The sequence below is a fragment of the uncultured Shewanella sp. genome (assembly GCF_947491715.1).
Taxonomy (GTDB): domain Bacteria; phylum Pseudomonadota; class Gammaproteobacteria; order Enterobacterales; family Shewanellaceae; genus Shewanella.
Genome location: NZ_CANLKR010000034.1, coordinates 1 through 12,873, shown reverse-complemented (window position 1 = coordinate 12,873; position 12,873 = coordinate 1). Strand labels below are relative to the sequence as shown.

Here is a 12,873-nt window from a genome sequence, read left to right as displayed (position 1 = left end):
TATGAGTAGAAGGCCCCAATCGATGCCCATACTTTACACTGAGTGAGGACATTCAATGTACACCATTTTTATTATCTTAGGTTTACTCATTATCACGGCATTATCTGCCTATGCCATTTACTTGTTACTCAAAGTTAAACAACAAAAGCAACAGGCTATACAAGCCAAAAAAGAGCAAGAAAAAACAGTAAAAGAACGGCTAGATAAATTACTCGACAATATTCGTTATATTGCGCAAGCTATGCTTGAAGATCGCTGTGAAGTATCAGAAGGTGTCATCAGAATCGCCAAACTATTCGATATTTTAGGCCTCACAGATCAAGTCATAGCTGACTACCCTTCACTCTTTGAACATTACAAGGTTATTAAAGAGCATCCCATTAAAGAGCAAAGAAAATCTTTGCATAAGCAACAACGCATGCAATTAGATTATCTGCGTATGCGATCAGAATCGAAATTAACAGTGGCGATTTTAGACGAAGCTAAACGCTTAAGTCAGTATCAAGGCTAACTCGATATTCTACTGCCTATTAAAACATTAAATGCCACTTTCATAATCTAGATCAAGATCCGCTTTACCGTCTACTGGCATACTCTTTACACATTTATTAACGTTAAGAGTATGCTTTTATGCGCTGGGATCAATCCATGATCGAAAAATACAACCACAGTGGACCTCGTTATACTTCCTACCCGACAGCGCTGGAATTCAATGAAACATTCAATGAATCACATTTACTCGATGCAATAGCCAAAAGCAGCAGTAACACTTTATCCTTATATATTCATATTCCTTTTTGCGCCAAACTTTGCTACTACTGCGGCTGCAACAAAATAATTACGCGTCATCAACATAAAGCCGATCAATATTTAGCTTACCTAAAAAATGAGATCATCAAACGCGCCCCGTTATTTTCAAGCTATCAAGTCACACAAATACATTTAGGCGGTGGCACCCCCACATTTTTAACCCCAAACCAAATCGAAACTTTATTTACCTTACTCAATGCGCACTTTAAAATTGCCAAAGAAGGCGAGTTTTCAATTGAAGTCGATCCACGAGAAATTGAGCTATCAATTTTACATACCTTAAAAAAAGTGGGCTTTAATCGGTTATCGATTGGTGTTCAAGATTTTAATCAAAAAGTGCAACGAGCCGTCAACCGTGAACAAGATGAAAGCTTTATCTTCGATCTGATTAACACAGCAAAGAAAATGGGCTTTAGCTCAACCAATGTCGATCTCATTTATGGACTACCTCATCAAACTGCAGACAGTTTCTCCAAAACGATAAAAAAAATTATCGAACTAAACCCAGATAGATTATCTGTATTCAACTACGCCCATTTACCTTCACGGTTTGCAGCACAGCGTAAAATATACGATAAAGATTTACCAAACGCCGTTCAAAAACTCACTATATTGAAGCAAACCATCGAACAATTAACGCAAGCAGGCTATCAATACATCGGCATGGATCATTTCGCCAAGCCTTCTGATACACTGGCTAAGTTACAAGACCAAGGAAAATTACATCGAAATTTTCAAGGTTACACAACCCAAGCGGAATGTGACTTACTAGGATTAGGGGTGTCTTCTATTAGCCAAATTGGGCAATGTTATGCGCAGAATCAAAAAGACATCAAACACTATTATGATGCTATTGACTCCCAAGGACATGCATTATGGAAAGGATGTGAGTTAAACCAAGATGACATTATTCGACGCCAAGTGATTAAACAGCTCATTTGTCATTTTTCACTTAATATTCAAGCGATAGAAAATGAATTCAATATCAATTTTAAAGAGTATTTCAAAATAGACTTGACCTTATTACAACCTTTTATTGATGATAAGCTCATTCAAATATCGACAGAAGCGATCACAGTATTACCGACCGGGCGTTTATTAATCCGTAATATTTGCATGTGTTTTGATATCTATATGCGCCAACATGCTAAACAACAGCAATTTTCAAGAGTCATTTAGCCCAATGCTTCTTAAAAAAACAAAAAACCGGCTTTAGCCGGTTTTCTTCTGTCATCAAAAACTGAAATTTTTACTTAATTTTTGATTGATATAAGGCTTGACGCTCACTATCTGATAAGAAAGCCATTTCAACACCATTGCGTTGTAATTGCGCTAACTCTGCTGCGCTAAAGCCCATTTCTTTGTGAACAGCTTGATATTCATGTTTAATATCAATCGCACTCACGCCAGGATCATCCGTATTTAATCCAATTAACACACCCGCTTCCATGAATTTGCGTAATGGATGAACTTGGTAATTCGCCACAGTCGAAGTATGTAAATTACTGGTCGGGCAAGATTCAATGCCTATTTTATTCTTCGCTAAATAATCCATAAGCTTAGCATCTTCAATGGCATTAACACCGTGACCAATACGCGTAGCGCCTAAAGACTCTATCGCTTGCCAAATACTCTGAGCGCCCGCAGCTTCACCCGCATGAGCCGTAATAGCTAAACCCGCATCACGTGCTTTTTTAAAATGCGTTGTGAATAAATCGCCAGGGAAACCTAATTCATCACCTGCAATATCCATCGCCACTAAATGCTGCTTCTGTGTCAATAATGCATCTAATTCTTGCTGGCAAGCTTCTTGGCCATATGAACGTGACATAATACCGATTAAATTCACTTTCACTTGATGATCTTTTACGCCCGATCTCACACCATCAATCAATGCTTCTACAACACCTTCCAGCGGTAATTTATGACTTAACGCCATATAATAAGGGCTAAAACGCAGTTCCGTATAATCCAAACCGGACAATGCTGCATCGGCAACATTTTCATAGGCAACACGCTTTACAGCGTCCAAATCGGCTAATACTGCAACCATCCAATCTAACTTTCTTAAAAAAGCGACTAAATCGTTTTCTTTACCTTGTATTTGTACAAATGGTGCTAGTTCGTCCAATGAATTCGCCGGTAAGGCGATATTATGCTGGTGTCCCAAATCCCAGATTGTCTCCACCCTAACATTACCGTCTAGGTGTCGGTGGAGATCCACCAGTGGAATAGATGTATCGATCATTTTTAACCCCTATGTCTACCACTCAACCAAGCATCTTTTAAATTGGTATTGAGCTGAGCGCAATGATATCACGGCTTACACCTGTGTTTCTGGCTTTCTCGAGATCTTTTTAACCAATTAACATTAAAAATTAAATAAGCGAATATTATTTACATTTAACATCGCGCATAATAGCCACACAATAGAAATAAATCTGAGCGATTAAAATGCATCGATTGCTACTGACTCCCTTCTTTATTTTCAGTTTAAGTGCTTGTCAATTAAACTCATTACATACAAATAATATTATAGAAATAGAAGAGAAAATGGCTTCAAATTTAGCACTCTCTAATATTGTAGAACAAGCATGGCAATTAACACTACAAAGCGATCCCGATCTCGCCTATCGATTAGATAACACCGCCACAGTAAAACTGCCCGATCTTTCTCCCCAGTTACTGTTAACACGTAATCAACAGCAACAAAAATTACTCGATCAACTGACTCAGATCCCCGATACTGCGTTATCACGATCGCAACAAATCAACAAACAGATCCTTGCCAGTCAACTGCAAGATGCTATCGATCGTTATCACTTTAAAATGCATTACCTTCCTTTAACCGCAGAAGGAGGATTTCATAGCGACATAGCCCGTATTAGCCATCGACGCTTTATCAACGAACAAGACTATAAAAGTTATCTTCATCAACTCAAAATGCTCCCTCGCTACTTTCAGCAGCAAACCTTTTGGTTACAACAAGGAGTAAAAGAAGGCATAACCTTACCCAAAATTACGCTCAACGGATTTGAAGACAGTATCAGTGCCTTTATTGTTCCGGTAAATGACAGCGGCTATTTCACGCCATTTAATACTTTTCCTCAGCATTTTACTGAGAAACAAAAAATCGCCTTCAAACAAGAAGGAAAACAACTTATCCAGCAAAGTGTTATTCCTGCATATCAAGCTTTTTATCACTTCATGACGCAAGATTATATTCCCAAAGCCCGTATCAATCTTGCCGCCTCAGCGCTACCCAATGGCAAGGCATTTTATGAAAATAGAGTCCGCTACTATACAACACGTGATATCAGCGCCGATGAAGTACACACCTTAGGATTAAACGAAGTCAAACGTATTCGTGCAGAAATGCAAACCGTTATTGAAGATCTTGCCTTTAAAGGCAATTTTGCCGATTTTTTACATTTCTTACGTAACGATCCACAGTTTTATGCCACCAGCTCGAAAGCATTATTAAAAGAAGCGGCTTTCATTGCCAAAAAAGCCGATGCAATACTGCCACAATATTTCACCCAATTACCCTCGACTCCTTACGGTATAGCAGCTGTTCCTGCAGAAATCGCCCCCAAATACACCACAGGTCGATATTTAGGCAGCAATAGTGACGATGAACCCGGTTATTATTGGATCAATACCTATGCCCTCAATAAACGCCCACTCTATGAACTGGAAGCCTTAACATTACATGAAGCTGTGCCCGGTCATCATCTACAAATCTCCCTCAATCAATCATTAACTCAGCTCCCTAACTTTCGCCGCTATAGTTACATTTCTGCATTTGGAGAAGGCTGGGGGCTATACGCCGAATACTTAGGATTAGAAGCCGGTTTTTACCAAGATCCTTATAGTAATTTTGGCAGGCTCACTTATGAAATGTGGCGAGCCGCACGCCTGGTTGTTGACACTGGCATACATGCAAAGAATTGGAGTCGAAAGCAAGCCATCGATTTTATGGCAAGCAATACCGCCTTGTCATTACACAATGTCACCACAGAAATAGACCGCTATATTACTTGGCCAGGCCAGGCGCTTTCTTACAAAATAGGCGAACTCACCATTAAAAAACTGCGTCAACAAGCTGAAATCGCATTGGGAGCTCACTTTAATTTACGGCGTTTTCATGATGCTATTCTAGCCAATGGTTCAGTGCCTATGACAATATTAGAGCAAAACATACAAGACTTTATTCAAGCGGAACAACAAATACAATCACTCTAACGTATCGTGTCCCAGTCCTCTTTCCAGATAGACTGGGACACATTTGTATTGCCACAAAATACGTTAGCCATTTCACAGTTTAGGCATGATGATACCTTAATTTGAGTGAATTTAATGAATACAAGTCATCCTGATCTTTGTTACACTGCGCTAAGCATACTCAATTACGTTATCCATCATGCCCAGAATTGCTCCTCGCGACCCCAAAGCTGAGCCCAGTGCTGACCATGTGAGAACATTTTCTTCAGCAGCCCAAATTAATCGCCAAGAATTACAAGTATTTTGGCAGCAAGTGACTCAGTCAAGCTTACTGACAACCAATAAATTGCATATCGCTTACTGTTTTATCAAGCACCCTGATACTACACGCGCTATCGTGATCAGTAATGGCAGAATCGAATCCTATTTGAAATATAAGGAATTAATATTTGATTTATATCAGCAAGGATATAGTGTTTATGCCATCGATCATCGGGGTCAAGGACTATCCAGCCGCCTAACCTTGAATCCTCATCAAGGACATATTGATAAATTTTCGACTTATATTAATGACTTCAGCCTCTTTATTGATCAAGTTATATTACCCCAACAGCACAATACATTGTTTCTTCTTGGCCACTCGATGGGCAGTACCATTGGGACACTGTATATGCAGCAAAAACCCAATACTTTCAATGCAGCAGCCTTTGTCGCCCCCATGTATGGTATAAAATTACCTATCAGTCGCCCATTTATTCGTTGGTTAGCCGAAAAATTGGATAATCGCTGTAAGCGGCGAGAGCCAAACTATATTTTAGGTGGTAAAAATTATGAAGCAGGTTCATTTAATAAAAACCAACTCACGCACTGCCTAGAACGTTATGAAGCCACTTTACAGTGTTATCAAGCCATGCCACAAATACAACTCGGCTCTCCAACTAACCATTGGTTAATTGAAGCAATTGATGCCGCAGAAGAAGCCGTTTTGGCAGCACAAACACCTCCAGCTCCTTTATTAATTGTTCAAGCAGGAAGAGACACAATCGTTGATAACCGCTCTCAAAACCGAGCTGCCGGCATATTATCAAAGGTCTGTAGGAGCTCTGCACATCAACAAAGCCAACTCATTTCCATTCCCGATGCAAGGCATGAGGTGTTAATGGAAAAAGATACGCCAAGAAACTTAGCCCTCAATAGTATCCTTGATTTTTTCGAACAACATACTCCATTATCTTAAGATTAGCCTATTACAGGACTTTCTTTTCTAAAGCAGCAAATGCTTGCTGCTCTTTCATTTCATTCAATAACTGCACAAAGCCTTTTTCTTCATGTATAAACTGAAAGCTAGGATGATTTAGCGTCAAAGTATAAAATAGCCAACCTTGGTTTATCGCCTGAATGAGATAACGATAACAGTTTGAACTGTCTTTTTGTTCCGCATAAATCACTGCTAAATGAAAACTGTCCTCGGCTCTGTCTGAGCCTCGCTCTAACCTGTGTTTAATACGCGCAATCAGTGCTTGATTATGACCAACCTCTTGCTGATTTTCAGCCAGAAGAACCAATAATTGCACCTTATCTTGTATTTGGGTATTTTCTGGAATGTTCAAAGGCTTAATGACTCCCTGAATAGCAGAAAACTGGTTTAAATAAACATAACTTTGGGCTAAACCTAAACGAAATTGCCACTGCTGAGGCAAAAGCGAGAGCTGTTTTAAATAATGCATTTTAGCCGCTTCAAATTGACCTTGTTGTAAATACCACAGCCCTAAAGCATCATTAGCAAAAACAGAATCAGGCTGTAATAACAAAGACTTATCTAACCAGCGCTTAGACTCAACAAATTGACTTAATGCCATAAAGTTCAAGGCTTGGTGTACCATACTCACACTGTTATTAGGCTCAATTTCAAGGGCTTTCCCCGTCCAATGAAAAGCCTGTGCAAGTAAACCCATTTCGCGATAAATAAACCCCAAATTAGACATAGCTTCATTAAAATTCCCTTCCTTACGCAGGGCTTTTAAATTCGCCATAACCGCTTTGGCAAGCCAGCCTTTATTATAATAAGCCAAGCCTAACGCTTTATAACCTGCGGCTAAATCAGGATCCAGTGCAATCGCCTTATAAGCCGCTTCTACCGCTTTCTTTTGCCACTGTACAGGACCATTGAACTGAAATACCCCTTGGCTATAAGCATCTGACAATCCAGCATAGGCGGGGGCCAAGTCCTCATCTAACTCGATCGCAGAATGAAATAAATCGATGGCATGACGGTTATCTTCTTCTCGATATCGATGATAATAAATAAGGGCTTTTTGGTATAATTGATCAGAAAAACGGACTTCTTTCTTCTTCACTGCAGGAGCAGGCTTTAAAGGTTCCACAAATGCCTGAATATCAGCATTATCATTGCGCTCAACAATGTACCAAACAAATAAACCCACTAAGGGTAAGAGACTCATGCTGAGCACCAATAACATCATTCGCCAATAAGCCAATACGCTGGCCGTAGCAGAAAGCTGTTCATCATCTTTGTTAAGCCTTTTTACGGGTCTATTGTCCTTTGGTAATATTTGCCGTTTATCAAGATGATTTTCGACATCAATAATTTGAGCCACAACTTCAGGTAAAATTCGATAACCTCGACCTCGAACAACTTCAATATAGATAGGTGAACTGGCACTGTCATTTAACGATTTTCTCAGCAATTTAACTCGCTGTTTTAACGTTTCATCACTGACAATAATATTTGGCCATACGCACTTCATTAACGTATCTTGACTCACAATAGCGGGCGCAGCATCACATAACACACACAGTAATTGATAACTCAATTTAGGTAACAGAATTTCACCCTGATCTTCTCGAACCAAGGTGCCCAATTGTGTGTTAAGTACTAAGTCACCAAATGTATATTGAGTATCAATAAGCCTATTCCTTTACCTTATGCATTACTTATACTTTACCTTTTTTACTTAGTAAAACAATCTGTTTCACTTATTTTCACCTTATCTTCCCCCTATTTTCACGCAAACTTCAAGTGCAAATTATTAAACAGGTTAATGTTAAACACACCCTAAAAAACACAAAAAGCATTATGATCAATAACAGCATTACTATTGCCACACATTCCGATACAACACATTCCATAGTCCGACATCCTAGAGGTTTATATGTCTGCTTTTTCACTGAAATGTGGGAACGATTTAGCTTTTATGGATTAAAAGCATTACTCATTTTCTATTTAACTGAACACTTCCTCTTTAGTGATAAAGAAGCCACTCAGATCTTTGGTAATTTTTTTGCCCTTGTTTACGCTCTACCATTACTCGGTGGACTCATTGCCGATAGGTATTTAGGCTATAAAAAAGCCGTCATTTTTGGTGGAGTCCTGTTATGTTTTGGCCATTTAGGCATGGCCTTTGAAGGCACTCTAGCCTATATCAATGACGCAGGCATAAAAGTTGAGAGTACAGGATTAACAGCCTTTTATGTCTCCTTGTCATTTATTATTGTCGGTATTGGTTTTTTAAAACCGAATATTTCCACTATTGTGGGCCAACTCTACTCAACCAATGATCCAAGAAAAGATGCAGGCTTCACGCTATTTTATATGGGCATCAATCTTGGCGCCGCACTTGCCGCAATTATTTGTGGTTATGTGGGTCGCCAATATGGCTGGCATTATGGCTTTGGACTCGCGGGTATTGGTATGCTCATCGGGCTATGTATTTTCATCCTTAATCAGCGCCATCTCACCAAGGCTTCTGAAAATAAAACAACGCCCAAAAAAATAAAACCGCAACGCCTAGGTAAGGTAAAAGTCACTCATCTCGTTTACCTTGCAGCATTCGCTCTCATCACCTTCATTTCACTTTGTGTCAGCAATCATCAAATAGTGGGTTCTTTATTAGGTTTCACATTGATTATTGCCAGTTTAGGACTCATCATTTACTGCCTATACGAAAAATCACAATCGGTAAAAAGGCACCTCTACGCCGCTTTGAGTCTTATCATGATGTCAACCGTGTTCTTCTTATGTTTTTTGCAATCCGGCAGTTCAATGAACTTATTTGCCGAAAGGATCACCGATAGAACATTACTGGGAATAGACATCCCTTCTCCCATGTTTCAATCCTTAAATGCCATTTTTATCATATTAATGGCGCCCGTATTTTCTAAACTTTGGCTGACTCTCAATGAGCACAATAAAGCGCCCAGTACCCCAGCCAAGTTCGCCATTGGGCTTTTCTTAGTTGGCCTTGGATTCGCCGCACTCCTTTTAGGCCTGTATTTTTCTCATCAACACGATCCCGTCGCAATGATTTGGTTAATCATTGCCTATTTCCTCCATACTCTCGGTGAACTGTGTATTTCTCCCATTGGTTTATCCATGATCACCAAATTATCCACGCCCAAAATGGCAGGACTCATGATGGGACTGTGGTTTTTAGGATCCGCTATCGCCGAGTACATTGCCGCCTTTTTAGCCGGCAGTGCTGGCGACATCGCAACACAAACAACAAGGTTAGTCGAAGGGACAACTGCAACATTGACTCAACATCAAATGTTCACCTCACTCTATACCGATATTATGTGGATTGCTTTTATCGGCGCAGCTGTCACCTTACTGCTCACGCCATTGATTAAACATTGGATGGGGGATATTGATTAACTCAAAGCAGCAATGAAAAAACATGACGATTCGCTATGTCACTTCTTAATAAGTGCGTAGCGAATACAGAACTACTTATCAATTAGTTATCTCATCGACTCCTTCGTTATTTTTACTGTTAAAACAGCTTTACACTTTCATTGACTTGTCTATACCTGTGCTTCATACAACATAAAAAAGGTAACAAACAAGACAACAACTAAAGTAACATTATAGCTACAGTATTTAACATTCATGTCGCTTTAGTCTATCGCAGGTATGGTCAAATACAGGCGAACATCAAAGACAAGTCATTAATATCAATAACGCCATCATTGCCTAATTTCTATGACAACAGGGATGGCACCCAGAGATATATCAAAGCATAAATTAGGGATCGCGAATGCAGGATGAATTTTACCTACCTTTTAATGTCAATGAACTCATTATCATTTCATCTTGTATGACGAGTATTATCGTAAGCTTGGGGCTTCTTTTTCTTTATCACGCCTCTTTGAACAATAAATTGAACACACGAGTCCAGCTCATTATAACCAAGTGCCTGAATAATCGCGCCAGCATCAGCGCCTATCAACAACATCAACAGCTGCATGACATTTACCTTGACTCAATGAATATTCGGACGTTAACAAGAAATATTGATTATATTCATGTCATCAAGATCTACGCTCAATATCAACACATCTATAAACAAGCCTCTCCATTTATGAAAAATGATGACAAACTGCGTATCCAAGAAAAACAACACCAAGGGACCAAATACCTTGCTTTATTAGCCTATCGGCACTCAAACGGGTTAGTCATCACCCAAGAACACGTTAACAAGATAAAAAAATTAAAAATAATGTTTATTCAAGAAACGCAATACGCTATCGCCAAAAGCTTAGATTTACTGGCTGTCTATTCAAAGACACATCAATCTAACTCATTATCTCAATTTCGTCTAAAATAATAACTAACAAAGCCTTTAATACTCGCCCTCCACAAAAAATAGAGTCTCAAAAAGGCACTCAATCATGGTTTAACGCTCAAGGATGATGCCCATGCCAATTTGCCACCACTGCCAAAAACATTTTCACTCCTCATTAAGTCTCTGTCCTCACTGTCTTTCTCCAAGAACTCAACAAACACTTCAAACAACTCGCCCTAATAAGACAATGACACCCGCACTGGCCTTAGCTATTTTTCTATTACCCCTTATTTTTGCTTGGTTCACACTTCAAAAAGGCTATAGCGACTTAAGTAAAACACTCGCCATTAGTTGGTTAGGCGTCTTTGTTTTCTCATTCTTATTAAACCTGTCCAGTGTCAATGCAGCCATCAAACCTATCAGTTCAGCCATCAAACAGCATCACTTCCACTCACAGCAGTTTGACCAACCAACAAATGATGAACCTTCAATACAGAAGTGACCCAATAGCTTATTGTTTCTTTCCAAGCTTTTTCAAATTAGCTTTACAGAAGAGAAAAACAACTGATGGCTGATAGACTCACAGGGCAACCTTTTACCACACGATCTGAAGTGATTGCCCAACACGGCATAGCTGCCACATCTCAGCCTTTAGCGACACAAGTCGCAGTCGATATTCTTAAACAAGGGGGAAATGCCATCGATGCGGCGATTGCCGCCAATGCATTACTTGGACTCGTTGAACCCACTGGCAGTGGAATAGGCGGAGACTTATTTGCCATTATTTGGGAGGCGAAATCACAACAACTTTTTGGTCTCAATGGTTCAGGCCGCTCACCCATATCATTACCCCTTAACTATTTTATAGATCAGAAGTTAACCGCCATCCCCCCTTTTGGCCCCTTATCTGTTTCCACGCCAGGCACTGTTGACGCTTGGTATGAAATGCATACAAAATTTGGCTCAATGCCGATGAGCACATTATTACAGCCAACAATTGATTATGCAGAACACGGTTTTCCAATGACTGAAACCATCAGCATTGAAATGACACAAAGCGCCAAGCATTTAAAAGGATTTCCAAATTTTGCCCAAATTTATATGCCTAATGGTTCTCCCCCTGAGAAAGGGACACTTTTTAAAAATCCGCACTTAGCGGACACACTCAAACACATCGCAAAGCATGGCAGAAATGGCTTCTATCGTGGTGATATAGCCAATATTATTGCCCGTTACATGAAAGACTATGGTGGCTTTTTAAATGAAGAGGATCTCTATCAACACAGCTCAGAATGGGTAACCCCCATTTCCACGCAATATCGCGGTTTTGATGTGTGGCAGCTCCCTCCAAACGGGCAAGGAATAGCCGTACTGCAAATACTCAACATGCTTGAACAACATGATATCGCACACATGGGTTTTGGCAGCGAAACATTAATACACACAGTCATTGAAACCATAAAGCTCGTCTATGAAGACAGAGCGAAATTCTATTGCGATCCTGATTTTAATCACATTCCCATTAAAACACTGCTTTCAAAAGATTATGCTCAAAAACGCAATACACTCATTCATCATAGAGCTAACCAACAAGTCGAGTCAGGCCTTAACCTTAGCGCATTAAATCATGGTGACACTGTCTATCTCACTACCGCCGACAATCAAGGCAATATGGTCTCCTTAATTCAAAGTAACTATCGTGGTATGGGCTCTGGCATGACCCCCACCAATTTAGGATTTGTGCTACAAAATAGAGGACAGCTTTTTAGCTTAAACCCACAAGATTATAATGTATACCAACCCAATAAACGGCCATTTAATACCATCATCCCCGCCTTTGTAACTCACCACAACAAACCTTGGCTAAGCTTTGGTGTGATGGGCGGCCCAGTTCAACCACAAATGCAAGTTCAAATACTACTCAATCTCATCGATTTTAAAATGAACTTTCAAGAAGCCGGTGATGCTCCCCGTTTCTTACATGCTGGCACCAGCCAACCTACTGGCAAAAAAATGACGCAAGGAGGCTGTATAAGTTTAGAAAGCGGATTCAGTGCCAGTGTACTACAAGGCTTAATTGACCGAGGTCATGATATACAAGATTTGAGCGGTGAGTATGGGGGTTATCAAGCCATTGCATGGGATGATAACAAACAAGTCTATTTTGGCGCCTCTGAAAGCCGCAAAGACGGACAAGCATCAGGATATTAAATTCAACAAGGGGATTTATGAATTATTTATCATTAGCAAAACA

General features: G+C 39.8%; 10 protein-coding genes. 8 read left to right on the top strand and 2 right to left on the bottom strand.

Features of this window, described 5'->3' with window-relative positions; genetic code table 11:
• Positions 1-55: 55 nt before the first annotated feature.
• Both Q0779_RS18595 and hemN read left to right on the top strand, forming a co-directional pair.
• A complete protein-coding gene (locus tag Q0779_RS18595; RefSeq protein ID WP_298774937.1) occupies positions 56-511 on the top strand; it encodes a DUF2489 domain-containing protein in 456 nt (151 codons plus the stop codon).
• Positions 512-630: 119 nt separating this feature from the next.
• Complete coding sequence (gene hemN, locus Q0779_RS18590; RefSeq protein WP_298774935.1) at positions 631-1,989, top strand: oxygen-independent coproporphyrinogen III oxidase; 1,359 nt, start codon at positions 631-633, stop codon at positions 1,987-1,989.
• Positions 1,990-2,059: 70 nt separating this feature from the next.
• On the opposite strand, the gene add is transcribed toward hemN, so the two are convergent.
• Positions 2,060-3,058, bottom strand: a complete 999-nt coding sequence (add, locus tag Q0779_RS18585; RefSeq protein ID WP_298774933.1) for an adenosine deaminase — start codon at positions 3,056-3,058, stop codon at positions 2,060-2,062.
• A 206-nt stretch (positions 3,059-3,264) separates the two neighbouring features.
• Between add and Q0779_RS18580 the strand changes: the two genes are divergently transcribed.
• On the top strand, positions 3,265-5,055 hold the full coding sequence (locus Q0779_RS18580; RefSeq protein ID WP_298774931.1) for a DUF885 family protein: 1,791 nt from the start codon (positions 3,265-3,267) through the stop codon (positions 5,053-5,055).
• Between the two features lie 178 nt (positions 5,056-5,233).
• The gene (locus Q0779_RS18575; protein ID WP_298774930.1) at positions 5,234-6,271 is read left to right on the top strand and encodes an alpha/beta fold hydrolase; all 1,038 of its coding nucleotides are present in this window, start codon (positions 5,234-5,236) and stop codon (positions 6,269-6,271) included.
• A gap of 10 nt (positions 6,272-6,281) precedes the next feature.
• Here Q0779_RS18575 and Q0779_RS18570 read toward each other — a convergent pair whose 3' ends face one another.
• Positions 6,282-7,907, bottom strand: a complete 1,626-nt coding sequence (locus Q0779_RS18570; RefSeq protein ID WP_298774929.1) for a winged helix-turn-helix domain-containing protein — start codon at positions 7,905-7,907, stop codon at positions 6,282-6,284.
• 224 nt (positions 7,908-8,131) lie between these two features.
• Between Q0779_RS18570 and Q0779_RS18565 the strand changes: the two genes are divergently transcribed.
• From Q0779_RS18565 to ggt, 4 genes are all read left to right on the top strand, one after another.
• On the top strand, positions 8,132-9,709 hold the full coding sequence (locus Q0779_RS18565; protein ID WP_298774927.1) for a peptide MFS transporter: 1,578 nt from the start codon (positions 8,132-8,134) through the stop codon (positions 9,707-9,709).
• 382 nt (positions 9,710-10,091) lie between these two features.
• Positions 10,092-10,661: a hypothetical protein gene (locus Q0779_RS18560; protein ID WP_298774926.1), complete on the top strand. Its 570-nt coding sequence runs from the start codon at positions 10,092-10,094 to the stop codon at positions 10,659-10,661.
• Between the two features lie 91 nt (positions 10,662-10,752).
• Entirely contained in the window at positions 10,753-11,121 is a 369-nt protein-coding gene (locus Q0779_RS18555) for a hypothetical protein (protein ID WP_298774925.1), read from the top strand.
• Positions 11,122-11,186: 65 nt separating this feature from the next.
• Positions 11,187-12,830, top strand: coding sequence for a gamma-glutamyltransferase (gene ggt / locus Q0779_RS18550; RefSeq protein WP_298774923.1), 1,644 nt, complete (start codon positions 11,187-11,189; stop codon positions 12,828-12,830).
• The last annotated feature ends 43 nt before the right edge of the window (positions 12,831-12,873 follow it).